The sequence below is a fragment of the Kibdelosporangium phytohabitans genome, assembly GCF_001302585.1.
GTDB classification, from domain to species: domain Bacteria; phylum Actinomycetota; class Actinomycetes; order Mycobacteriales; family Pseudonocardiaceae; genus Kibdelosporangium; species Kibdelosporangium phytohabitans.
Genome location: NZ_CP012752.1, coordinates 3,145,300 through 3,168,453, shown reverse-complemented (window position 1 = coordinate 3,168,453; position 23,154 = coordinate 3,145,300). Strand labels below are relative to the sequence as shown.

General features: G+C 69.3%; 26 protein-coding genes. 15 read left to right on the top strand and 11 right to left on the bottom strand.

Annotated features, from left to right (window positions below; genetic code table 11):
• Window positions 1–243 precede the first annotated feature (243 nt).
• Window positions 244–375, bottom strand: a complete 132-nt coding sequence (locus AOZ06_RS61250) for a hypothetical protein (protein WP_257721473.1) — start codon at window positions 373–375, stop codon at window positions 244–246.
• A gap of 256 nt (window positions 376–631) precedes the next feature.
• Between AOZ06_RS61250 and AOZ06_RS14725 the strand changes: the two genes are divergently transcribed.
• From AOZ06_RS14725 to AOZ06_RS14715, 3 genes are all read left to right on the top strand, one after another.
• Window positions 632–1,039, top strand: coding sequence for a hypothetical protein (locus tag AOZ06_RS14725; RefSeq protein ID WP_054289912.1), 408 nt, complete (start codon window positions 632–634; stop codon window positions 1,037–1,039).
• Window positions 1,040–1,049: 10 nt separating this feature from the next.
• Window positions 1,050–1,637, top strand: coding sequence for a WD40 repeat domain-containing protein (locus tag AOZ06_RS14720; RefSeq protein ID WP_157233018.1), 588 nt, complete (start codon window positions 1,050–1,052; stop codon window positions 1,635–1,637).
• A 101-nt stretch (window positions 1,638–1,738) separates the two neighbouring features.
• The gene (locus AOZ06_RS14715) at window positions 1,739–3,247 is read left to right on the top strand and encodes an aldehyde dehydrogenase family protein (protein WP_054289910.1); all 1,509 of its coding nucleotides are present in this window, start codon (window positions 1,739–1,741) and stop codon (window positions 3,245–3,247) included.
• Here the strand turns inward: AOZ06_RS14715 and AOZ06_RS14710 are convergent.
• Together AOZ06_RS14710 and AOZ06_RS14705 are read right to left on the bottom strand one after the other, a co-directional pair.
• A complete protein-coding gene (locus AOZ06_RS14710) occupies window positions 3,237–4,466 on the bottom strand; it encodes a class I SAM-dependent RNA methyltransferase (RefSeq protein ID WP_054289909.1) in 1,230 nt (409 codons plus the stop codon). The two genes, AOZ06_RS14715 and AOZ06_RS14710, sit on opposite strands and share 11 nt — an antisense overlap.
• Window positions 4,463–6,463 (bottom strand): APC family permease, encoded by a 2,001-nt coding sequence (locus AOZ06_RS14705; protein WP_054289908.1) that lies wholly within the window; start codon window positions 6,461–6,463, stop codon window positions 4,463–4,465. The genes AOZ06_RS14710 and AOZ06_RS14705 overlap by 4 nt, the downstream gene beginning before the upstream one ends.
• Before the next feature lie 94 nt (window positions 6,464–6,557).
• Between AOZ06_RS14705 and AOZ06_RS14700 the strand changes: the two genes are divergently transcribed.
• The 3 genes from AOZ06_RS14700 to AOZ06_RS14690 are packed head-to-tail and all read left to right on the top strand — an operon-like array spanning window position 6,558 to window position 8,474.
• Window positions 6,558–7,223 carry a potassium channel family protein gene (locus tag AOZ06_RS14700; protein ID WP_054289907.1) on the top strand — a complete coding sequence of 222 codons (666 nt, stop codon included), beginning with the start codon at window positions 6,558–6,560 and terminating at the stop codon, window positions 7,221–7,223.
• Window positions 7,223–7,882 carry a potassium channel family protein gene (locus tag AOZ06_RS14695; protein WP_054289906.1) on the top strand — a complete coding sequence of 220 codons (660 nt, stop codon included), beginning with the start codon at window positions 7,223–7,225 and terminating at the stop codon, window positions 7,880–7,882. Before AOZ06_RS14700 ends, AOZ06_RS14695 begins: the two co-directional genes overlap by 1 nt.
• Window positions 7,883–7,901: 19 nt before the next feature.
• Window positions 7,902–8,474, top strand: a complete 573-nt coding sequence (locus tag AOZ06_RS14690; protein WP_054289905.1) for a GNAT family N-acetyltransferase — start codon at window positions 7,902–7,904, stop codon at window positions 8,472–8,474.
• Here the strand turns inward: AOZ06_RS14690 and AOZ06_RS14685 are convergent.
• Window positions 8,463–9,155: a helix-turn-helix domain-containing protein gene (locus AOZ06_RS14685; RefSeq protein WP_054289904.1), complete on the bottom strand. Its 693-nt coding sequence runs from the start codon at window positions 9,153–9,155 to the stop codon at window positions 8,463–8,465. The genes AOZ06_RS14690 and AOZ06_RS14685 overlap by 12 nt on opposite strands.
• A 62-nt stretch (window positions 9,156–9,217) precedes the next feature.
• On the opposite strand from AOZ06_RS14685, the gene AOZ06_RS14680 reads away from it, so the two are divergent.
• On the top strand, window positions 9,218–10,057 hold the full coding sequence (locus tag AOZ06_RS14680) for an NAD(P)H-binding protein (protein WP_054296650.1): 840 nt from the start codon (window positions 9,218–9,220) through the stop codon (window positions 10,055–10,057).
• Here the strand turns inward: AOZ06_RS14680 and AOZ06_RS14675 are convergent.
• From AOZ06_RS14675 to AOZ06_RS14665, 3 genes are all read right to left on the bottom strand, one after another.
• Window positions 10,015–11,877, bottom strand: coding sequence for a peroxidase family protein (locus AOZ06_RS14675; RefSeq protein ID WP_083471690.1), 1,863 nt, complete (start codon window positions 11,875–11,877; stop codon window positions 10,015–10,017). The two genes, AOZ06_RS14680 and AOZ06_RS14675, sit on opposite strands and share 43 nt — an antisense overlap.
• 69 nt (window positions 11,878–11,946) lie before the next feature.
• Window positions 11,947–12,681, bottom strand: coding sequence for a DUF3159 domain-containing protein (locus AOZ06_RS14670; RefSeq protein ID WP_054289902.1), 735 nt, complete (start codon window positions 12,679–12,681; stop codon window positions 11,947–11,949).
• Window positions 12,678–13,058 (bottom strand): OB-fold nucleic acid binding domain-containing protein, encoded by a 381-nt coding sequence (locus tag AOZ06_RS14665; RefSeq protein ID WP_054289901.1) that lies wholly within the window; start codon window positions 13,056–13,058, stop codon window positions 12,678–12,680. Before AOZ06_RS14665 ends, AOZ06_RS14670 begins: the two co-directional genes overlap by 4 nt.
• A gap of 272 nt (window positions 13,059–13,330) precedes the next feature.
• Between AOZ06_RS14665 and AOZ06_RS14660 the strand changes: the two genes are divergently transcribed.
• The 3 genes from AOZ06_RS14660 (at window position 13,331) to AOZ06_RS61245 (ending at window position 15,873) form a co-directional block, all read left to right on the top strand.
• Entirely contained in the window at window positions 13,331–13,888 is a 558-nt protein-coding gene (locus AOZ06_RS14660; protein ID WP_335338393.1) for an alpha/beta fold hydrolase, read from the top strand.
• A 105-nt stretch (window positions 13,889–13,993) separates the two neighbouring features.
• Window positions 13,994–14,764, top strand: coding sequence for a bestrophin-like domain (locus AOZ06_RS14655; protein WP_054289900.1), 771 nt, complete (start codon window positions 13,994–13,996; stop codon window positions 14,762–14,764).
• Window positions 14,764–15,873: a DUF6923 family protein gene (locus AOZ06_RS61245; RefSeq protein WP_054289899.1), complete on the top strand. Its 1,110-nt coding sequence runs from the start codon at window positions 14,764–14,766 to the stop codon at window positions 15,871–15,873. Before AOZ06_RS14655 ends, AOZ06_RS61245 begins: the two co-directional genes overlap by 1 nt.
• Before the next feature lie 16 nt (window positions 15,874–15,889).
• On the opposite strand, the gene AOZ06_RS14645 is transcribed toward AOZ06_RS61245, so the two are convergent.
• The gene (locus AOZ06_RS14645; protein WP_054289898.1) at window positions 15,890–16,588 is read right to left on the bottom strand and encodes a DUF3710 domain-containing protein; all 699 of its coding nucleotides are present in this window, start codon (window positions 16,586–16,588) and stop codon (window positions 15,890–15,892) included.
• Window positions 16,588–17,067, bottom strand: a complete 480-nt coding sequence (gene dut, locus AOZ06_RS14640; protein ID WP_054289897.1) for a dUTP diphosphatase — start codon at window positions 17,065–17,067, stop codon at window positions 16,588–16,590. The genes AOZ06_RS14645 and dut overlap by 1 nt, the downstream gene beginning before the upstream one ends.
• A gap of 24 nt (window positions 17,068–17,091) precedes the next feature.
• Between dut and AOZ06_RS14635 the strand changes: the two genes are divergently transcribed.
• Complete coding sequence (locus AOZ06_RS14635) at window positions 17,092–17,568, top strand: DUF3093 domain-containing protein (RefSeq protein WP_054289896.1); 477 nt, start codon at window positions 17,092–17,094, stop codon at window positions 17,566–17,568.
• Between the two features lie 64 nt (window positions 17,569–17,632).
• Here the strand turns inward: AOZ06_RS14635 and AOZ06_RS14630 are convergent, their stop codons facing one another.
• On the bottom strand, window positions 17,633–17,941 hold the full coding sequence (locus AOZ06_RS14630) for a DUF4193 domain-containing protein (RefSeq protein ID WP_033391377.1): 309 nt from the start codon (window positions 17,939–17,941) through the stop codon (window positions 17,633–17,635).
• A 468-nt stretch (window positions 17,942–18,409) separates the two neighbouring features.
• Between AOZ06_RS14630 and cei the strand changes: the two genes are divergently transcribed.
• On the top strand, window positions 18,410–19,165 hold the full coding sequence (cei, locus tag AOZ06_RS14625) for an envelope integrity protein Cei (protein WP_063810036.1): 756 nt from the start codon (window positions 18,410–18,412) through the stop codon (window positions 19,163–19,165).
• Window positions 19,166–19,168: 3 nt separating this feature from the next.
• Here the strand turns inward: cei and AOZ06_RS14620 are convergent, their stop codons facing one another.
• Window positions 19,169–19,975 (bottom strand): inositol monophosphatase family protein, encoded by an 807-nt coding sequence (locus AOZ06_RS14620; protein WP_054289894.1) that lies wholly within the window; start codon window positions 19,973–19,975, stop codon window positions 19,169–19,171.
• A gap of 73 nt (window positions 19,976–20,048) precedes the next feature.
• Here AOZ06_RS14620 and ppgK point away from each other — a divergent pair, with 73 nt between their 5' ends.
• From ppgK to AOZ06_RS14605, 3 genes are all read left to right on the top strand, one after another.
• Window positions 20,049–20,810 (top strand): polyphosphate--glucose phosphotransferase, encoded by a 762-nt coding sequence (gene ppgK / locus AOZ06_RS14615; protein WP_054289893.1) that lies wholly within the window; start codon window positions 20,049–20,051, stop codon window positions 20,808–20,810.
• Between the two features lie 177 nt (window positions 20,811–20,987).
• Window positions 20,988–22,373 (top strand): RNA polymerase sigma factor, encoded by a 1,386-nt coding sequence (locus AOZ06_RS14610; protein WP_054289892.1) that lies wholly within the window; start codon window positions 20,988–20,990, stop codon window positions 22,371–22,373.
• 128 nt (window positions 22,374–22,501) lie between these two features.
• Entirely contained in the window at window positions 22,502–22,873 is a 372-nt protein-coding gene (locus AOZ06_RS14605; protein WP_054289891.1) for an FKBP-type peptidyl-prolyl cis-trans isomerase, read from the top strand.
• Window positions 22,874–23,154 lie beyond the last annotated feature (281 nt).

The window sequence follows — 23,154 nt, the reverse complement described above, 5'->3', positions numbered from 1 at the left end:
AGCGCGCCCAGCCACCCACCCCCCGCTGAACCAGCGTTCGACGCGGGCAGCCACGCGGCAGGCCCCGGCAATCCGCCGCACGGCTTCGCCGGTGGACCGGGTGGCGCACCGCGTTCCGCAGGTCAGCAGGGGTCGGTGAGTCCTGCGTTCGGGCCGGGTGGGTTGGCTGGCGGTGGACCGCAGGGGTTCACGGGGAACCGGGCTTCGCTGCCGTCTTCCATGGTGTTCGGGCCGGTTGGCACGTCAGGCACCTCCGCCGCACGGCCCGGGCTGGGCCAGCAGGAGTTCGGGCAGCAGGCACCGCCTGGTCAGCACAGCCAGCAGCCGGGGCCCGGCCAGCGGGGTCAGCAACAGCACAGTCGGCCGGACCAGCATGAGCCTCGGCAGCAGGCTGGTCCGCTGTCCGCCCAGGCTGAGCCGGGTGGGCTGGTGGGCAGCATGCCGCCGGAGGGCGCGATGCCGCCGCCTCCGGCTGGTCAGGAGCCGTAGGCATGCCGGGCTGGTCCGGCTGGGTGCTTGCCTGCTGACATGCGCTCGCGCAGCATCTAGGGTTCGGCGTTTCCGCGCGCGTCATACCGGGGAGATATGAGGGAGCCGCTTGTTTCGGATTGCTACGCACATTTCCGCGCGGGTGACGCACTTGAGGCAGCCGGGTGGTGAGGTCTACGAGCTGGCCCGGCACGCCACCGACCCCGCTGTCGTCGCCGTGAAGTGCTGGCAGTGCGGTGCGACAGTGGCGATCTACGCGGCGTCGCGCAAAGACACCGCGCGCGAGCGGAGGACCTACCTTATCCGTGCTGTGCTCACGGCGGCTATCACGCTCGCGTTGGCGATGGTGGTGGCGTGGGCGTTCCGTGCCGGGGTTGGCACGGCGGGTGCTTTCCTGCTCATCGGTGGGCTGGTCACCGCGTGGCTCACGTTGGCCAACCTCGGACATGCGGTGCTCAGCCAGGAATGCGGTGTCACGTACGAGTCCGTCGCGGACAGTGATGTGTTCCATGAGGCCGAGTTCGGTTACGGCAATCACCGCTCTGGATGAAGTCAACCGTTTGCTCCCTTTGCCCGGCCACTCTCAGGTGCTGACCGTCTCCGAGACGGGCACGCAGGTCAGGGACAACCAGGCGGTCGCATCCCCGCGCACCCGGATCGGCCGCCGGGTCCGCAGGAACGAGCGGCCCAGCGTCGGCATCGCAGTCGCGCGCACCGGCGCGTGGATCGCGGCCGTGATCGGTCAGGTGGTCCACATCATCGACCCGAAGACCGGTTCCGTCCGCAGGACGCTGAGGTTCGAGGACGACGTCGACGAGTTCGGCAGCACGCCGGACGGCACCAAGGCGGTGTCGGTCGTCGGTGACACCGTCACGCGCTGGGACACCGGATCGTGGACTGTCGTCGCCGAGTACCACATCGACAAGGAGATGCGGGCGACCAGCAAAGCGCGGTGGTCGCCGGACGGCTCACTGCTCGCTGTGGTGACCGACGACCAGCGGCTGCGGATCCTGGACGAGCCGGGCTGGGCCGCGCTGACCGAACTGCGGCTGGACAGCGAGATCCACGGCTGCGCGTGGCTGGACGACTCGCGGCTGGTGGTCGTCGGCGGGCGTGGCGTCTACTGGCTGGCTTTCCAGCGCCCATGACTCCGTGTTGCGCATCGTGACACCAGGTCGCGGTGTTCCCGGCAATCGCCGGACGAGCCCGTAGGGTTGGGCCTGCCGCGAGAGGAAGATCGGAGTGCCGCATGGCCGAGCTGTTCATCGGAGGCGAGTGGGTTTCCGCGCTCGCCGGTGCGACGCGGGAGATCCGGTGCCCCGCCGACGGTTCGCTGGTCGCCACGGTCGACGAGGCCGACCGCAGCGACACCGAGTCGGCGATCGACGCCGCCCGCCGGGCCTTCGAGGCCGGCCCGTGGCCGCGCACCCCCGCCGCGCAGCGCGGTGACCTGTTGCTCAAGGTCGCCGCCCTGATCGACCGGGACAAGGCCGCCTACGCGCGGGCCGAGTCGCTCGACACGGGTAAACGCCTGGTCGAGAGCGAGTACGACATGGCCGACGTGATCTCGTGCTTCCGGTATTTCGGCAAGCTCGCCGCGCACGAGTCCGGCCGGATCGTCGACGCGGGCAACCCGGACATCGCCAGCAGGATCGTGTACGAACCGGTCGGCGTGTGCGGGCTGATCACGCCGTGGAACTACCCGCTGTTGCAGGCGGTGTGGAAGGTCGCGCCCGCGCTCGCGGCGGGCAACACGTTCGTGCTCAAGCCGAGCGAGCTCACTCCGAGCACGGCGATCCTGCTGATGCGCACGTTGCAGGAGGCTCATCTGCCCGACGGTGTGGCCAACCTCGTGCTCGGCTCCGGGGCGGAGGTGGGTGCGCCGCTGGCCGAGCACCCGGACGTCGACCTGGTGTCGTTCACCGGTGGGCTGGCGACCGGGACGAAGGTCGCGGCGGCGGCAGCGGCGACGGTCAAGAAGGTCGCGCTGGAGCTCGGCGGCAAGAACCCGAACATCGTGTTCGCCGACGCCGACTTCGAGACCGCCGTCGACTACGCGATCACGGCGGCGTTCCTGCACTCCGGTCAGGTGTGTTCGGCGGGCGCGCGGCTGATCGTGCAGAACGAGCTGCACGACGAACTGGTCGACGAGATCGTCCGGCGCACCGGCCGGATCCGGCTCGGCGGCCCGTTCGACTCGATGGCGGAGACCGGCCCGCTGATCTCCGCGGCGCACCTGGAGAAGATCGAGCACTACGTGGCCGCGGCGATGACCGAGGGCGCCACCTTGCGCACGGGCGGCTGGCGCCCGGAGGACGAGCACCTCAAGGACGGTTCCTACTACCTGCCGACCGTGCTCACCGACGTCAAACAGGGCAGCTACGCGGTGCGCGAGGAAGCCTTCGGCCCTGTGCTGACAGTGGAACGGTTCACCGACGAGGACGACGCGGTCCGCATCGCCAACGACACGCACTACGGCCTGGCCGGTGGCGTGTTCACAAAGGACGGTGACAAGGCGCAGCGCGTGGCCGCGCGCCTGCGGCACGGCACGATCTGGATCAACGACTACCACCCGTACCTGCCGCAGGCGGAATGGGGCGGTTTCAAGCGTTCCGGTGTCGGCAGGGAACTCGGCCGCGCGGGGCTGGCCGAGTACCAGGAGGCCAAGCACATCTACCAGAACCTGCGGCCGCAGCCGCAGTACTGGTTCAGTCGCCCGCCGCAGACCAGCTCGCCGGGTCGGGAATCTACGCAGTGAGCAGGGCCACCGCCTCGACGTGGTGCGTCATCGGGAAAGCGTCGAACGCGCGGACGCTGTCGAGCTGGTAGTTGTGCATCCGGAACCGGGCGACGTCCCGGCCCAGCGCGGCCGGGTCGCACGCCACGTACACCACGCGCTCCGGGCGGCGCGCCGCGATGGCGTCCACGACTTCGTGCCCGGCGCCCTTGCGGGGCGGGTCGAGTACGACGACCTCGGGCTCCGGGCCGTCGAGGAGGTCGTCGCGCAGCGCGTGCTCGACTCGCCTGCCCACTGACGTGACCTGGGGCAGGTCGGCGAGCAGCCGGTGGGAGTCCGACGAGGACGGGCTGCTCTCCACCGCGAACACCGTGCCGCCCGGCCCGACCTGGCTGGCCAGCACGGACGCGAACAGCCCGACACCGCTGTAGAGGTCCCACGCGCAGGACCCGGGCGAGGCCTGTGACCACTCCGCCACGGCGAGTGCGAGGGTGTCGGCGGCTGCCGGGTGGATCTGCCAGAAGTTGTAGGCGTCCATGTCCCAGTGCCTGCCCGCGGCGAACTCGACCGCCTCGCCCTCACCGGTGATCGGTGTGCGGCGCCAGTGCGTCCGGCCGCGGGGGCCGCGGGTCAGTTTGAGCTGGCGCGCGTTGATGCGGCCGCGGCCGTCCCTGACCAGCTCGAGTTCGCTGTCCTTGAGGAAGTCCTGGCCTGCCACCGATTCGACCAGGCCGGGCACGGTGATCGGGCAGTGCCCGACCGGGATGACGGCGTGGCTGCGATGCGGGTGGAACCCGGGCATGCCGTCGTGGCCGACGGCCATCCGCACGCGGGTGCGCCAGCCGAGCAGGCCGCCGGTGAGTTCCTCCACCACGACCGGGATGTCCCGGCCGGTCGCCTTGGCCAGGTGTTCGGCGACCACGGCGGCTTTCAGGTTGCGTTGTGCCGCACCGGAAGCGTGCTGCCAGTCGCAGCCGCCGCACGCGCCGGGCCCGGACAGCGGGCACGGCGGCTCGACCCGGTCGAGCGAGGCGGTCAGGATCTCCACCGCGTCCGCGCGGCAGTACGAACCGCCCTTGTCCTCAGTCACCTCCGCGATCACGCGCTCACCCGGCAACGCGTGCCGCACGAACAGCACGCGGCCTTCGTAGCGGGCGATGCAGTGCCCGCCGTGGGCCACGACACCGACTTCGACGTCGAGCCTGCGGCCTTTCCAGTTCAGCTTCTCCCCAGTGGTCACTTGGTGTCCTCACCGTGCAGTCCGCGGCGCACCGAGCCGGGCGCGATGACGGCCTTCTCGTGCACCTTCTCCGAGGATGCCAGCTGCCACGGCACGCTGGTGACCATCACGCCGGGCTGGAACAGCAGACGTCCCTTGAGCCGCAGCGCGCTCTGGTTGTGCAGGAAGTGCTCCCACCACCGGCCGACCACGTACTCGGGGATGAACACGGTGACCACGTCACGCGGGTTCTTGGTGCGCATCCGTTTCACGTAGTCCAGCACCGGCTTGGTGATCTCCCGGTACGGCGACTCGATCACCTTCAGCGGGATCTTGAACCCGTTGGTTTCCCAGTCCTTGACCAGCATCCTGGTGTCGCGGTCGTCGACGTTGACCGTCACCGCCTCGAGCACGTCGGGCCTGGTCGCCTTGGCGTACGCCAGCGCGCGCCGGGTCGGCAGGTGCAGTTTGGACACGAGCACGATCGCGTGGTTGCGCGACGGCATCACCGTCGGGCGGCCCTCCTCGGCCTCGCGCAGCTCGTCGGCGACCCGGTCGTAGTGCTTCTTGATGCCCGTCATCAACGCGAAGATCGCGGTCATCGCGGCGATCGCGATCCACGCGCCGACGAGGAACTTGGTGACCAGCACGATCACCAGCACGGTCCCGGTCATCGCGAGGCCGAACGCGTTGATCCCCTGCGAGCGCCGCATCCTGCGCCGCGCGTTCGGGTCGGACTCGTTGCGCAGCAGGCGGTTCCAGTGCCGGATCATCCCGCTCTGGCTCAGCGTGAACGAGACGAACACGCCGACGGTGTACAGCGGGATCAGCTTGGTCGGGTCGGCCTCGAACGCGACCACGAGCAGGATGGCGAATCCGGCGAGGAACAGGATGCCGTTGGAGAACGCCAGCCGGTCGCCGCGGGTGTGCAGCTGGCGCGGCAGGTAGCGGTCCTGTGCCAGGATCGAGCCGAGTACGGGGAAGCCGTTGAACGCGGTGTTCGCGGCCAGGACGAGGATCAGCGCGGTGAACCCGATGACGAAGAAGTAGCCGGGCGCGAAGTCGGAGAACACCGCCTGCGACAGCTGCGCGATCACGGTGTCCTGCCGGTAGCCCGCGGGCGCGTTGACCAGCTGGGTCTCCGGGTGCTCGGCCAGCACCACGCCGGTCAGCCTGGCCAGGTAGATCACGCCCATGAACATCGTGACCGAGATCGTGCCGAGCATCAGCAGCGTGGTGGCCGCGTTGCGGGACTTCGGCTTCTTGAACGCGGGCACGCCGTTGCTGATCGCCTCGACGCCGGTCAGCGCCGCGCAGCCCTGGGTGAACGCCCGCAGGACGAGGAACACGAACGCGAAACCCATCAGGTGGTCGTTCTCCGCGTGCAGTTCCAGGCCCGCGCTGGCCGCGTGCACGTCGTCGCCGAGCGCCAGCGTGCGGAAGAAGCCCCAGCCGAGCATCGCGAAGATGCCGAACATGAACGCGTAGGTGGGGATGGCGAACGCCGTGCCGGACTCGCGCACGCCACGCAGGTTCATCGCGGTCAGCAGGACGATCGCGATGACCGAGAACAGCACCTTGTTCTGGCCGATCCACGGCACCAGCGCGCCGAGGTTCTCCGCAGCGGACGAAATGGACACAGCGACAGTAAGTACGTAATCCACCAAAAGCGCACTGGCGACCGTCAGGCCCGCTTTGGGCCCCAGGTTGACCGTGGCGACCTCGTAGTCACCGCCGCCGCTCGGATAGGCGTGCACGTTCTGCCGGTAGCTCATGACGACCGTGAGCAGCACGATGATGACCGCAAGGCCGATCCACGGCGCGAACGCGAACGAGGCGATGCCCGCGATGCTGAGCGTCAGGAAGATCTCCTGCGGCGCGTAGGCCACGCTGGACAGGGCGTCCGAGGCGAACACCGGCAACGCCACTCGTTTGGGCAGCAGCGTGTGCCCGAGGGTGTCGCTGCGAAAGGGCCTGCCGACCAGTAGGCGCTTCGCCGCGGTTGAGAACTTCGACACGGGGTCAAAGCGTAAGTCCTCCCGTCACCCGGGTGGAGCACCGGACGGTAGGTTCTTGCCGGACGATGAGCAGACATCTTCGAGGAGGCTGGTCGTGCACGTGGTGATCATGGGCTGCGGCCGGGTCGGGTCGTCGCTCGCGGCCGCGCTCGAGCGCCTCGGCCACACGGTCGCCGTGATCGACAAGGACGTCCAGGCCTTCCGCAGGCTGAGCCAGGATTTTCACGGCTCGCAGGTGGTCGGGATCGGGTTCGACCGGACGGTGTTGATCAAGGCGGGGATCGAGCGGGCCGGCGCGTTCGCGGCGGTGTCGAGCGGGGACAACTCGAACATCATCTCGGCGCGGGTGGCCAGGGAGACCTTCGGCGTCGAGCACGTCGTGGCCCGCATCTACGACGAGAAGCGCGCGGCGGTCTACGAGCGACTCGGCATCCCGACCGTGGCGACCGTGCCGTGGACGACGGACCGTTTCCTGCGGACGTTGTTGCCGGACGGCGTGGCGTCGGCCTGGCGTGAGCCGTCGGGCAAGGTCGCGGTGCTGCAGTTGCCCGTGCACGAGTCGTGGGCGGGCAAGCGGGTGCGTGACCTGGAGGAGGCCACCGGCTGCCGCGTGGCGTTCATCATGCGGTTCGGCACGGGCGTGCTGCCGGACGCCAAGACGGTCGTCCAGGCCGACGACGTGATCTACGTGGCGGCGCTGTCCGGCACTGTCAGCGACATCACCAACGCGGCGGCGCAGCCACCGGAGGAGGAGAGCTAATGCGGGTCGCGATCGCGGGAGCGGGTGCGGTCGGCCGCTCCATCGCCGCCGAGCTCGTGGCGAACGGGCACCAGGTCATGCTGATCGAACGGCAGGCGGCCCAGTTCGAGCCGCACACGGTGGAGCAGGCCGAATGGGTGCTCGCCGACGCGTGTGAGCTGTCCTCACTGGAGGACGCCGGTCTGCAGTTGTGTGACGTCGTGATCGCGGCGACCGGTGACGACAAAGTCAACCTGGTCGTGTCACTGCTGGCCAAGACCGAGTTCGCGGTCCGCCGGGTGGTGGCCCGGGTCAACGACCCGGCCAACGAGTGGCTGTTCACCGAGGCGTGGGGCGTCGACGTGGCCGTGTCCACGCCGCGGATCCTCGCGGCGATGGTCGAGGAAGCGGTCAGCGTCGGTGACGTCGTGCAGCTGCTGACCCTGCGCCAGGGCCAGGCGAACCTGGTGGAGATGACCCTTCCGGAGGACACCCCGATGGCGGGCAAGCCGGTGCAGGAGGTCACGCTGCCGCGCGACGTGGCGCTGGTGACGATCCTGCGCGGCGGGCGGGTGATCGTCCCGCAGCCGGAGGACACCTTCGAACCGGGCGACGAACTGCTGTTCGTGGCCGCCGCGAACAGCGTCGAGCAGGAAATCCGGTCGGCGCTGGGTGCCTGATCCCGATAGTGTCCGGCGGGTGTTCGTCCCACCTGACAAGATCGAGACCGACCGCCTCTGGCTGCGCGCCTTCACCCCGGCGGATCTCGACGAACTGCACGACATCCGGTCACGGCCGGAAGTCCACACCTACCTCTACGGCGAAGCGCTGACCCGCGACGAGGTCAAGGCGAAGCTGGACGAGCGGATCGCGAAGATGTCCCGGCTGACCCAGCCGGGCGACTCGCTGCTGCTGGCCGTGGTCCGCAAGGACACCGGCGCGATGATCGGCGACGTGAACATCGAGTGGCTGTCCGGCCCGCACCAGCAGGCCGAGATCGGCTACGTGCTGCACCCCGACCACTACGGCAAGGGATTCGCCACCGAGGCCTCCCGGCCGCTGCTGCGGATCGCGTTCGAGGAGCTCAAGGCGCACCGCGTGATCGGCAGGCTGGACGCCCGCAACGAGGCCTCCGGCCGCGTGCTGGCCAAGCTGGGGATGCGCAAGGAGGCCCACTTCGTGGACAACGAGTTCGTGAAGGGCGAGTGGTGCAGCGAGGTCGTGTACGCGATCCTCGCCCGCGAGTGGGTGGCCCGGGACTCAGCAGGTTGAGCCGGGCGTGAGCTCGCCCGCGAGGTACGCGCTGAGCGGTACGCCCATCGTCGCGCGGAACTCCGCTGTCATGTGCGACTGGTCGTAGTACCCGCTCTCGGCCGCCAACTGGGCGCCTTTGCGCGCCCCGGCACGCGAGAGCACCGAGCGCACTCGGTTGACTTGGACGAACCGCTTCGGCGACACACCGACCGTGCCCGTGAACAACGTGCGCAGGTGCCGTTCGCTGACGTTGAGCCGGCGCGCGGTCTCCGGCAGCCGTTCCCGGCCCAGCCACCGGGTCGCTTCCGTGACCAGTTCCGCGGCCGGGTTGTCGGTCACCCGGTCCGACAGCGCCTTCTCGATCAGCTCTGCCGCGCGGGCGGGTTCGGCCACCAGCGAGTCGTGCAGCTCGCTGGTGCCCCAGAGGTCGCTCAACGGCACGACCTGGTCGGCGAGTTCGTGCACGGGCACCCCGAGCAGCGCCCGTGCCCAGCCCATGTGCGGTTCGACGCCGACGACGACCGACGGTTCCTTGACCGGGAAGTACTTCGCGCGGGTGCGCGGCCCGAGCACGACGAGGTGGCTCGCGCCGCCCTGCCGGTGGCTGAAGACCAGCGACGTTCTCGTGCTCGGCAGACGGGTGACAGTGCGTTTGCCTGCCGTGAACTCGCACGCCGTGCGGATGTCCCAGGGGTTCACACCCGCCGAGGTTAGCCGAATCTTCCTATGTCCTGTTCGGACTTCTTGACACCGTGGAACCCATGATTCTGGTTACCGGTGCGTCCGGCACGATCGGCAGTCGGCTCGTACGGCTGCTCGACGCCCAAGGCGTCGGCTACAAGGCCATGTCCCGTGATCCACAGCGTGTTCCCAACGGTGTCCAGGGCGACTACGACGATCCCGAGTCGCTCAAGCGGGCACTCGACGGCGTCGACACCGTCTTCCTGCTCACCGCGCCCGGCTTCGCGGCCAAGCACGACCTCGCCGTCCTCGGCGCGGGCGCGCAACTGCGGAAGGTCGTCAAGGTCTCCGCGATCAAGACCGGCGAACCCGACTTCGAGGTCACCGGCGCCTGGCACCTGCCCGGCGAGCAGGCGCTGGCCACGAGCGGTCTGGAGTGGACGGTGCTGCGGCCGTCGTCGTTCACGACGAACTCGCTCGCCTGGGTACCGCGGATCGAGGCCGGTGAACCGATTCCCAGCCCCTACGGCAACGGCCAGAGCGGCGTGGTGGATCCCGCGGACATCGCCGAGGTCGCGCTGGCGGCGTTGCTGACCGACGAGCACGACAAGCAGACCTACACGCTGACTGGCCCCGAACTGCTCAGCGTGCCGCAGCAGGTGGCGATCCTCGGCAAGCTGTTGGGCAGGCCGTTGCGGACCGTGGACGTGTCACGGGAGCAGTCGAAGAAGAACCTTCTGGCACAAGGAATCCCCGAGGCGGACACCGGGCCTGTGCTGGACAGCTTCGAGCTCATGCGCAACGGCGGGAACGCGGTGGTGACCGACGACGTGAGCCGAGTTCTGCGCCGGTCACCGACCACGTTCGAACAGTGGGCTCAGAACGACGAGCACCTGAAGACGCTGGCCGCCAAGGTGTAACGCGGCACGTCGGTGTTGGCGGCGATGACGTCGCCGAGGTTCTGCCGGTAGTCGATGCCGTACTTGTGCTTGATCGTCGCCAGCACCGGATCGTTGCCGTGGTAGAACCGGTCGCCGTCCCGCAGTGCCTCGAACTGCTTGCGCCAGATCGCGGTCTGCAGCTCGCCGAACTCGCTGCCGGGCGCCTTCGGCTCGGCCACCACGCCGACGAAGGCGTCCAGCTTCGAGATGTCCCCGCCGTACAGGGCTTTCAGCCGGGCCGCCGTGGTCGTCCGGCGTTCACCGCCGACCGCGAGATCGCTCCCGGGCTGGACTTCGCGTCCGTTCTTGTCGCGCAACCGGATGAAGTCCAGCGCGTCCGGGTCGTCGATCTCCTTGCCCGGCGTCAGTTGCGGGTCGGCGGGGAACGACTCGGTCGGCTCGCCGGTCACCGCGCGGAACGAGGTCTTCGGCGAAAGCCCGTACGCCGCACGCAACTGCTGGTAGTTCGGCATGCCGTGGTCACGGCCGCGCTCGATGTCGATCGCGGTGATGTCGAAGATCGCGGTCTGCCCCTGTGCGCTCAGCGGAGCGCTGCGGACCAGTTCCCCCATCAGCTCGTCGCCCGCACCGGCCGGGAACCGGCCCAGCCCCTGCAGCACCGGGCCGAGACGCAGGTCCTCGAACAGGCCCGGGTTGAACGGCGCCTGGGACGCCGGCAGCGCCAGCTCCAGCTCCAGCTCGTTGCCGGCCGCCTTGACGCCAACACCCCTGGCGCGCAGTGCGTCCAGCTGCGCGGCGGTGTACCGCGAAGCCGGGACCTTCAACCGGATGTCGTCGTGGACCAGGCTGTGTGCGCCCCGGTAGCCGACGGTCGCGAACTCGTTGCTCACGGTCGGGTTCACGTTCGGGTCGTAACCGCGGTACGGCCTGAGGTGCACGCCGAGCGCCGGCAGGAACTCGTTGTAGGTGATGTACTGCTGCGTCGCGATCACCACGCGCCGGGCGATCTGGAACTTCTCCTCCTCGGGCAGCGACTTCGGCAGCAGGTCGACGATCCTGTTGTGCTCACGGGCGAACAGCGTCTGCACCGCGAGCAGACCGGTGTTCTCGTTGGCCCGGTCGTCACCCGCGACCATGCCGTTGCCCGCCATCCGCCCGGCTGCGTCGTCCATCGGCGGCGCGGTGGTGATGTCCCCGCGCGCGTCCCGCCTGGGCAGGTTGCCCCCTGGCATCAGCAACTTGGCGCCGTTGTTGGACATGTCCCCGTCGACTGGGCCCTCCCGCATCCACTCCAAGCGGTTCGCCGAGCCGTAGACCGCGAAGGCGTCGATGTGCGACCCCAGGGAATTCACCTGTTCGCGTGGTGTGCCCACGCCTGTCCCAGCGACCTCCTTGCTCCGGCCGAACGGCACGAAGGGCAGATCGCTGCGGAAGCTCTCCATCGGGTCGTTGTTGTCGTACGGGATCCGCGGCGGTTGCACCATCTGCCCTGGTACGAGCTTGGCGAAGGTGTGGTCGACGAACTGGCCCCACGCCGTCGCCCACTGGCTGGTACCCCGCGCCGACGACAACCGCTGACCCGCGTCGTTGAACACGCGATTGCTGATGTAGCGGGCGCTCGGCCCGGTGAACGGCGTACCGATGCCGTCCGCGTAGTTCGCGGCCGTCAGGCGTAAGTAGCCCGTGCCCGCCTTGCCCCGATCCGGGTGGAGCCGGTTGTTGCCGAAGCCGTCAAGGCTCTGGTACTCGAACGCCGGGGATGCTTCGGCGGCACCGGACGTCAACAGGCCCCCGGCGACGACCAGGCACACCACGGTTTTCCTGGCTGATCTCCTCATGCCGCACAGCGTCGCGGAAACGCCGCACCGGGCACATCCGGTGCGGCGCCTGAGAAAGCCCGTAATACTTCAGGGTGATTCCTGGGCAGGCGTGTCGTACTTCGCGCGTAGCTCGCGCTCGACGAGCTCGGTCTCCGCCTTCTCGGCTTCCTCACGAGCTTTGTCGCGCTTGTCCACGCGGCGCACCGCCCACACGGTCACCAGCAACGCGATCGCGGTCAGCGGGTAGCCCATCGCGATCCGGGCGATGCCCAGCAAGGTCGTCTCGTCCGTGTTGTACAACCATTGCTGCACAACGACTCGGGCGGCGAACACCACGGTCCACGCCACCGTGGCGATGTCGTAGTCCCGCCGCGACTTGAGGTCCTTGCGCCAGCCGAGGCCGTGGCCGTTGAGCGTCGACCAGATCACGCCGACCAGCGGCCAGCGCGCGAAGATCGAGATCAGGAACGCCGCGCCGAGCACACCGGAGACCCAGATGCCGTAGAGGAAGAAGCCCTTGGCCTCGCCGACGCGGTACGCGATGAACGCCGCGATCGCCACGCCGAAGATGCCCGACACGGCGGGCATCAGCTGTTCCTTGCGGATGATCCGCACCACGGCGATCAGCACCGCGACACCGACCGCGCTCCAGATCGCCGGTCCCATGCTCGTGGCCCAGTTGACGATGACGAACACCGCTACCGGGATGGAGGCCGAGATGAACCCGACCATGCCGCCCATCTGCTCCCAGAGCGTCGGCATCGGCTTGTCGGCCTGCTGGTCGTCCGGGGTCGCCTGCTTTTCGGGCGTTTCATCAGTCATGAAGTCGTCTGCAGCTCGTAGTAGGGGTTGTAGAGGACCTTGCGACCGTCCCGCACCGCGATCCGGCCCTTCGCCTTCACCGTCCTGCCCGGCTCGATGCCGGGAATCCGCCGTCGGCCGAGCCAGACTAATGTCACACCCTCGGTTCCGTCGAACAGCTCCGCCTCCAGCGTGGCGACCGCGTCGCCAGGGGAGAGTTCGACGCTGCGCAGCCTGCCGAGCACGGTGACCTCCTGCCCGGAGCGGCAGTCGCACGCCCGCTGCGCGCCGTGGGCCGCCACGCTCGCTGACAGGTCGTCGGCGTCGAGTTCCTCGACGTCAGTGGTGAGTTTGCGGACAAGACGGCGCCAATATCCGTCCCCCTTGTCGACACCCATACCTGCTCCTCAGTGGTGGGATCGGCCCCGACTCCGACCCGTGCACAATCAAGCGTAACCGTAGGCAGGAGGCCCGAACCGTGTCAGTACACCAACGCGAGGTGACGGTTGGGCGTTCCCGTCCGGACACGATTCGGACAGCTGTTGTTTTGCCCGGTACGGCCTCCGACGAGGTATTTGTCCGGTCAGTGTTCGAAGGTCCGCTTCGAGCGCTGGGTATCCGGTTGGCCGCCCCGCGCCCACGGCCCGGCAATCGCCTGGTCGAAGCACACATGGCGGCGTTGGACGAAGCGGCGGCGACGCCCGTGCTCGCCGGCGGGATCTCGCTGGGAGCCCATCTGGCGGTGGAGTGGGCGCTGGCCAACCCGGACCGGTGCGCCGGGCTGCTGCTCGCCCTGCCGGCGTGGAACGGCGCGCCCGGCGATGCGCCCGCTGCCGTGTCCGCCCGGTTGAGCGCACAGGCGGTCCGCGACCACGGTCTGGACGCGACGCTCGCGGCCGTCGACACCGAGCCGTGGCTGACCACGGAGCTGAACCGCGCGTGGCGGCGGGCCGAACCCGGCCTGGCCGAGTCGCTGGACATCGCGGCGACGCGGCCCGCGCCGGAACTGGCCGACCTGACCCGGATCGCCGTACCGGCCGGGATCGCCGGGTGTCGCGACGACCCGGTCCACCCGATCGAGGTGGCCAGGACGTGGGCGGCGACGATGCCGCGCGCGAAGCTGTGCGCCACGACGCTCACCGCGCTCGGCCAAGATCGTGAATCCCTTGGGCGGGCGACGGTTCTGGCGTGGCTCGGCGCGGGCGGGGTCACGCGGATGGAGCAGTAGCCGCAGTTCGCATTGCTCCGAATCGGGGAAACCCGAGTAGTCGAAGAGTGGTAATCCGGGCCGGGTCTTGTCCAGCCACAACGCGTTGCATCAGCGTTGCGCGCCGTGAGCATCTATCTCAGCGGCGCGTTGTGGATCATCGGAGTGGGCGTGGCCGCGGCACTGGTCGCGGTCCTGCTCCACCGGATACCCGCGAGGGCGGGTCTGAGCGGGAACAACGAAGTCGCGGGCCAGGTGTTCACGATCGTCGCCGGGCTGCACGCCGTCCTGCTGGCGTTCGTGCTGATCTCCTTGTTCGACGGGGTGAGCGCGGCGCAGAACGAATCACAGCGGGAAGCCAACAACCTGGTCGCGGCCTCGTGGTCGGCCGACGCGTTGCCCGACCCGGTCGGCGCCAAGGTCCGTGAGCTCACCGCGGCGTACTCGGACACGGTCGTGCGCCAGGAGTGGCCGCAGATGAGCGACAAGGGATCGGTGGACAGCACCGTGGGCTGGCAGCAGCTCGAGCAGTTGCGCGACACCATCGCCAAAGCACCGACCACGCCGGACGACACGTGGCAGGAAAGCCGCAAGGCCGCGGCGACCGACCAGTTGTGGGAGGTCTACCAGGCACGCCAGGCCAGGCTGGACGCCGGCGAGGGCGGCGGCGTGAGCACCGTGGTGTGGTTCGCGCTGCTCATCGGCAGCGTGATGGTGATGGGGCTGATCTACCTGCACGGCGGCCCGAAGGTGCTGTCGCACGCGTTGATCTCCGGCACGCTCGCCGCCGCGATCACACTGCTGCTGTTCGCGATCTACCAGCTGCAGAACCCGTTCAGCGGCGGCGCCGCGGTCGGCCCCGACGCGTTCACCGCCGTGCTGGACCGGCTGAGCTGATGCGGTTGCCCAGACTGGCGCTGACCGCGTCACTGCTGGTGACGAGCGGCCTGATCGGCGTGGCCACCGGCACGGCCGACGCGCAGGGCGCGTGCGAGGCGTTCGAGGTGTACACGCCGAAGCACGGCTCAGCGTCCACATTGGTCAAGCTGTCGCTGCCGTCCGGCGGCGGGACCGAACTGCGCAAGTTCGGCGTCGAACTGAACGCGATCGGGTACTCGGCGAGCCAGAACCTGCTCTACGGCATGTCGTCCGGATCGCGTGTGGTGACGCTGGACCGCGGCGGCAACGCTGTCGACCGCGGCAAGGTGCACGGCGTCCGCAACGCGACCGCGGGCGCCATCTCCGGGTCCACGCTGTACCTGCGCGACGGCATGCAACTGGTGTCGCTGGACGTGAGCCCGGCGAGCCCGACCTACCTGAAGGTCGTGAAGACGAAGTGGATGTCGTGGCTGGCCGACGTCGACGACTGGGACTTCGGCTCGGACGCGCAGCTCTACGGCGTGACGACCTTCGGTGCGGTCGTCAGCGTCAACCCCGTCAACGGCAAGGTGCGCACGATAGGCAAGCCACACGGGTTGCCGTGGGGAACCTACGGCGCCGTGCTGATGGCGCCGGGGCGCGTGCTCTACGCGATCAACAACCGTGAGAAAGGCAAAAGCAGGCTGTACCGGATCCCGCTGGCCGCACCGAAGACCTTCACCGAGGTCGCGTCGTACGCGCCCGCTGACACCACCGACGCGGCCGGGTGCCTGACCGCGCCACCGGTGGTCGACCCACCGGCTCCCCCACCGCCCGTACCGCCGATACCGCAACCGCCGGTCCCGCCGCCCGCCACGTCACGGCCCGCTCCGCCGCGGACCACGCCGCCGCGGACGACGACACCCACCACGCCTCCGCCGATCAACCAGGTGGTCCAGCCACCGCCGCCCTCACCGGCCCCGCCACCGCCGAGCAAGGCTCGCAAGACACCGCCGCCCACACCGAAACCCGTCGCGGCACGGCCGAAACCCGACACCGAGAAGAAGCGCCGCTGGGCCGTGACCACGATCGTGCTGATCCTCGGCGCGGGCGCGGCAGCGGGCATCGCCGCCCGGCACAGGCACTAACGACCGGGCCCAGGGCCTAACCGCCCTGGGCCTCGATGTGCTGCGCGATCTCCTCGGGCAGTTCGATCGGCAACGGCAGGCCGACGGGCATCGGCTGGGTGCCGCGGACCACCACGGCGCCGCGGATCAGCGCACGAAGGCCGTGCGCTGCCTGCGCGGCCTGCTCAGGCGGCCCGGCCACCACGCCACGCAGCATCCAGCGCGGACCGTTCACGCCGATGAACCGCAGCGACATCGCGTTCAGGGTGGCCATCAGTTCCTGGCCCCACTCGCCCGCCGCGCTGCGCACCTGCGCGCCGTTGGTCTTCAGTTCGGTAGCCAGGTCGCCGCAGACCTCTTCCCACAGGCCGCCGGACTTGGGGGCGGCGTACGCGGTGATCGTCATCTGACCGCTCGGCGTCATGATGTGGACCGCCTTGACCACACCCGGCTGCTCCATCTCGACCTGCAACTGCGCGCCGTCCGGCACGGGCAGCTGCACGGAGCCGAGGTCCAGCCGGGGCAGGCCGTCCTCCGGCGCCTCCTCGTCGAAGGGCCCGCCGGACATCGCCCCCAGGTCGCCCTGCACGGCCCCGTACTCCGACGGAACACCGTCGGCGTGCTCCTCGCCGCCGGGATCACCGGGCTCCGCACCGGCCCCGTCGTACTCGCCGCCGTCGGCGTAGTCGTCGGCCGGCTCGTCGCGCTTGGCCCGGCGTCGTCCGAAAAGTCCCACTATTCCTCCGTCTTCCCGCGAGTGGACGCGAGAACAGCATGCCCGCCGGTCGACCCGTACCCGCCCGCGCCGCGCGCCGAGTCGCCGAGATCCTCCACCTCTTGGAATACCGCATGTTCGACCCGTTGCACGACCAGTTGCGCGATCCGGTCGCCGCGGCGCAGCCGGATCGGCTCACGCGGGTCGTGGTTGATCAGGCAGACCTTGATCTCGCCGCGGTACCCGGAGTCGATCGTCCCCGGGGTGTTCACCACGCTCAGCCCCGCTCTGGCCGCCAGGCCGGAGCGCGGGTGCACGAACGCCGCGAAGCCGTCGGGCAGCGCGATCGCCACGCCGGTGCCGACGACCACCCGTTCACCGGGCTCGATGTCCACGTCCGAGGTGGTCACCAGATCCGCGCCGGCGTCACCCGGCCGGGCGTAGGAGGGGATGGGCACACCCGGGTCGAGCCGGGAAATCAGGACCTGCACGCTGGGCACGAGCGGCGAGACTACCCTTATGGCGTGCCGGACACCTCGAACGCCTACGCCGAGCGGCTCTCGGTCCCCTGGTTGAGCTGGCCGCTGCCGATGATCGGCGCGGCGCTGATGGCCGCGACGGTCCACATGGGCTACCAGGGGATCCGGTCGTGGCTGCCGTACGTCATCCTGCTGCCGCTGATGGCGTTCCTGCTGTTCTGGGCGGGCCGCGCCAGGGTCAGGGTGGCCGACGGCGAACTCTGGGTCGGCGACGCGCACCTGCCGCTGGAGTTCGTCGGCGAGGTCGAGGTGCTCGACAACCCGCACGACAAACGCCGGGCGCTCGGCCGCGACTTCGACCCGTCCGCGTTCGTGCTGCACCGCGGCTGGATCCCGACCGCGCTCAGGGTTCACCTGACCGACCCGGACGACCCGACGCCGTACTGGATCTTCAGCACCCGTTCCCCCGAGAAACTCGCCGCGCTGCTGCGCCAGGACGCGCGCACGCAGCCGGGTACCTGACCGGCGGTCAGGTACCCGGATCGAATTTCCCTGTGTTGTTGTCGGTTGTTCCCGTGGTCCGGGATCAGGCGCAGTCGCGGCACACGTACAGGCCGTCGCGCTCTTCGGCGAGCCTGCTGCGGTGGTGGACCAGGAAGCAGTGCGAACAAGTGAACTCGTCCGCCTGTTTCGGAATCACCTTGACGGTCAGGTCTTCGCCGGACAGTCCCGACAGGTCGGCACCGGGGAGCTCGAAGTTCTCAGCGGTATCCGACTCGTCGACGTCGACAACACCGGACTGCGTCTCGTTGCGGCGCGCCTTCAACTCCTCTAGGGAGTCCTCGGCGAGGTCGTCGGCCTCGCTTCGGCGAGGAGCGTCGTAGTCGGTCGCCATCTTTGTTTCACCCCTGCGGTCAAATCATCACCCATGCACTCGTGCCGCTGGTCAACGTTCCAGGGCCCGATTTTGTGCCCGCCATTGGAGTGACGGACGTCTCCCCTGGTCGCGAAGGATTTCTTGGCCAACCGAATCGATTCGGCCCGGAGTCCTCGGCGACCGGAGCGCGCAGAGGGTAGCCCATCTCACGCCCGTTCAGTCAACGCATCACCCGTCCGGGTGTGTTCCCGGCCGCGGCGGGCATACCGGTTGGACACGTCCGAACCGGTCCGACCAGGCGATCCCGTCGCGGAGCGGACTTGCCGCCCGCCGCCCGTCATGGTCCGATACCTGCGATGTCTCACTGTCCGCGATCACCGAGTCGCATCGAGCGAGCGTGACGGCGCGCACTCGCCCCGATGCCCGCAGCCGGGCGGAAACGCCTAGGCTGATCAGCAGCAACAAAAGTCAACAGCCAGTCGACAGATGCAACAGGGGAATCTGGCCGGCATTGGAGGGCGGGCACACGTGACAGCGGGGAGCTTCAACGGGGGTGAGCGGGCCCCCAGATATCGCAAGCGGCGGCCGCTTCCTGCGCTGATCATGCTTGTGTTACTCGGTTTGGTTGCCACCGTCGTGTGGCTCAACGTGGCGAACAAACAGCCGCAGGCGCAGGGAGTGCGCTGCGAGCCAGGCGCTCCGGCGACGCCGGCGTCGGGCCAGCCAGCACCACCGCCGCAACCGGAGACCGGTCAGCACGTGGATCAGGCAGGACTGGACAAGACCTCGGGCGCGGCGCCCGACCAGGTCGCCGTCAGGGTGCTGAACGCGAGCACGCAGCGCGGCAAGGCAGGTGTGGTGTCGGAGGGGTTGAAACAGCTCGGTTTCACCCAGGTGGGTCAACCCTCGGACGACCCGGCCTACCCGTCGAAGGACATGAAGTGCCGGGGCCAGATCCGGTTCGGCCAGCAGGGCGCACCGGCCGCGCGGACGCTGAGCCTGCTGGACCCGTGCATGGAACTGGTCAAGGACAACCGGCCGGACGCGTCGATCGACATGGTCGTCGGGCACAAGTTCGACGAGCTGCCGGTCAAGGCCGAGACCCGGCAGGTCCTGCGGGTCCTGACCGAGTGGGGCGCACAGCACCCGCCGCAGACAGGCGGGCTGCAGTCGGCGGAGGGCGGTGCGGGGCCGCAGCTCGACCCCGCGCTGATCGAGGCCATCCGCCGGGCACCCTGCTGAGCATCACCGAACGCCGGGAAGCCCGGCGTCGACCAGGAGCCGCCTGAGCGGGTCCGCGACGCCGGGCGCCGACGCGAAGACCGCGTTCCCCAGTTCGCCCGTGCCGGGCAGGTGCACGACCGCTCCCGCCTCCTCGGCGATCAACGACCCGGCCGCCCAGTCCCACGGGCTGAGGCCGACCTCGAAGTACGCGTCCACCCAGCCGGCGCCGACCATGCACAGGTCCAGCGCGGCCGAGCCGGTGCGACGTATGTCACGTATCTCGGTCAGCAGGCGCGCGATCACCCCGGTCTGCTGGGCCCGCCGCTCCTGCCGGTAGGCGAACCCCGTGGCGACCAGCGTCAGTTCCAGCTCACTCGCGGTGCTCGCCCGCAGCGGCACGTCGTCCAGGGTGGCGCCCTCGCCCCGCGCAGCCGACCACACACGGCCGCTGGCGGGCTCGACTACGGCCCCGGCCACCGTCACCCCGTCCACCTGCGCTGCGACCGACACGCTGTACCAGGGCAGGCCGTAGAGGTAGTTCACGGTGCCGTCGATGGGGTCGACGACCCAGGTCACGGCCCCGTCGGCGGCGCCGGAGCCGCCTGCTCCCTCTTCCTCGCCGAGCACCGGATCGCCGGGCCGCAGTTCCGCCAGCCGCTCGCGCACGAGGCGCTCGGCCGCCCGGTCACCCGCGGTCACCGGGTCGGTCGCGCTGGACTTGGTCTCGACGTGCCGGACGGCCGAACGCCGGGTCGTCTCGACCAGTTCGGCCGCCTCGGTCGCCACCCGGACGGCGACTCGGCGCAAGGTGTCCCGCAGATGGACCATGGGTACATCGGACCACATCCGTTATCGTCCCCCCATCACCTGCGAACTGAATCGAGAAGGAAGGACCACGGGGATGGCTGGCACCCGCGGCTTCGGGGTAGACATCGGCGGTTCCGGGATCAAGGGATGCGTGGTCGACCTTCAGGCCGGAACGCTCGTGGGCGAGCGGATCAGGACGAACACCCCGCAGCCCTCGACGCCGGACGCGATCGCCGACGTGGTGGCCAAGACCGTCGAGCAGTTCGACTGGCGCGGGCCGGTCGGCGTGACGCTGCCGACCGTGGTCAAGCACGGCAAGGCGCTGTCCGCCGCGAACATCAGCAAGAAATGGATCGGCACCGACGCCCACGCGTTGTTCGCCGAACGGCTCGGCAGGCAGCCGCACGAGATCGTGGTTCTCAACGACGCCGACGCGGCCGGCATGGCGGAAATCCGTTATGGATCGGATATCGACCGGTCCGGTGTGGTCGTGCTGCTGACTTTCGGCACCGGCATCGGCAGCGCGGTTTTCCTCGACGGGCAGCTCGTTCCGAACACCGAGTTCGGCCACCTGGAGGTGGACGGGCACGACGCGGAGAGCAAGGCAGCGGCGTCGGTCAAGGAGGAGCACGACCTGTCGTGGGAGGAGTGGGCCAAGCGCGTGACCAGGTATCTGCGCAGGCTCGAGGACCTGATCTGGCCCGATCTGATCATCGCGGGCGGTGGCGTGAGCAAGAAGGCGGACAAGTGGCTGCCATTGCTGGACGTGCGTACCAAAGTGGTGGCGGCCGAACTGCGCAACGACGCGGGCATTGTCGGCGCCGCGGTGGCGGCGGATATCGGCGTCCAGCACTGATTCGCGGTTGTTCGCGGCCGTAGGAACTGCCCGAACGCCCTTGTTGTGTCACCTCACTCGCCGGGCGTCGTTACAATGGAACAGCGCCTTCGGCAAAGCACCCGGAGGCTCTCCCCGAACTCCCGGCAACTCGACCCCCGCCGTGTTGCCGTTGTCGACCGTTTCGAAAGGGCGTACGTGGCAGCCGCAGAGACCGCAACCCGACGCTCCCCGAGCACCGCGAGCGCGGCGAAGACGACCAAGACCGCCTCGGTTGCCGGCAAGACCGACGCCGAGGACCCCGCCACCGCGGGCAAGGCCAAGTCGTCGGCGGGACGCAAGCCCGCCGCAGCCAAACCTCGCGCTGCCGCCAAGAAGACCGCGGCCAAGCCCGCCGCGGCGAAGGCGGGCCCTGCCACGGCCAAGAAGACCGGCGATGGCGAGCCCGACGAGCCAGGCGAGCTCGAGGACGTACAGCTGGAGGACCTCGAGGACCTCGAGGCCGACGACGCCGAGCTCGTCGACGAGCCGGTGGTCGAGGAGCCGGAAGAGGAAGAGGAAGAGAAGCTCCCCAAGGACGCCAAGGAGGGCGGCGGCGACTTCGTCTGGGACGAGGAGGAGTCCGAGGCCCTCCGGCAGGCCCGCAAGGACGCCGAGCTCACCGCCTCAGCCGACTCGGTCCGCGCCTACCTCAAGCAGATCGGCAAGGTCGCGCTGCTCAACGCCGAGGAGGAGGTCGAACTCGCCAAGCGGATCGAGGCGGGCCTCTACGCGGCCGAGCGCGTGCGCAAGGCCGAGGAGGAGAGCGAGAAGCTGACCCCGCAGATGCGGCGCGACCTGCGCTGGATCGTGCGGGACGGCGAGCGCGCCAAGAACCACCTGCTCGAGGCGAACCTGCGGCTGGTGGTCTCGCTGGCCAAGCGCTACACCGGCCGCGGCATGGCGTTCCTCGACCTGATCCAGGAAGGCAACCTGGGTCTGATCCGCGCGGTCGAGAAGTTCGACTACACCAAGGGCTACAAGTTCTCCACGTACGCCACCTGGTGGATCCGGCAGGCCATCACCCGTGCCATGGCCGACCAGGCCCGCACCATCCGCATCCCGGTGCACATGGTCGAGGTGATCAACAAGCTCGGCCGCATACAGCGTGAGCTGCTGCAGGACCTGGGCCGCGAGCCGACGCCGGAAGAGCTCGCCAAGGAAATGGACATCACCCCGGAGAAGGTGCTGGAGATCCAGCAGTACGCCAGGGAGCCCATTTCGCTCGACCAGACCATCGGCGACGAGGGCGACAGCCAGCTCGGCGACTTCATCGAGGACTCCGAGGCGGTCGTCGCGGTCGACGCGGTGTCGTTCACGCTGCTGCAGGACCAGCTCCAGTCGGTGCTGGCCACGCTGTCCGAGCGCGAGGCGGGCGTCGTGCGGCTGAGGTTCGGCCTCACCGACGGCCAGCCGCGCACCCTGGACGAGATCGGCCAGGTCTACGGCGTGACCCGGGAGCGGATCCGGCAGATCGAGTCGAAGACCATGTCGAAGCTGCGGCACCCGTCGCGCTCGCAGGTCCTGCGCGACTACCTCGAGTGAGCCGATCGCGAAGCGGAAGCCCCCGGCCTGGCGGCCGGGGGCTTTTTCGTGGACCTGTTCAGCGCTGACCAGCGCTGTTGAGTACGTTGTCGGAGTACTCGAAGACTGAAGTGTGTGGAGGACACCCCGTGGCGACGAAGCCTGAGATCGGCCCGATCACCGGAAACCCGCCAGCCGACCTGGAGATCGAGGACATCACCGTCGGCGACGGTCCCGAGGCCCAGTCAGGCCACACGGTGACGGTGCACTACGTCGGCGTCTCGCACTCGACCGGCAAGCAGTTCGACGCTTCCTGGGACCGCGGCGACGCGTTCCAGTTCCCGCTCGGCGGTGGCCGGGTCATCCAGGGCTGGGACCAGGGCGTGGCGGGCATGAAGGTCGGCGGGCGGCGCAAGCTGACCATTCCGCCGCACCTGGGGTACGGCGCGCGTGGCGCCGGTGCCGCGATCAAGCCGAACGAGACGTTGATCTTCGTGGTGGACCTGCTCGGCGTGAGCTGACCGGTGGTCGTTTCGGCGGGCTCACACCTGGGTGGGTGGGCCCGCCGACTCATGACCTGACAAAGTCCGGCCGCTCGACTCCCCCGATACATAGCGCTACGCGACCACCCGTCCGAGAGCGACATTCATCACACGGACAGGGCTGGAGCGCCCCACGAGCCCGTGCGGACGGTTCCGGCGCGCACCGGACGCCCGTTGACCTGGGGTGGCGCCCCGACCGGCGCTTTTACCACGTGACTCGGCCGCCGCACCACAAGATCCTGGATATCGGGACGCCCACT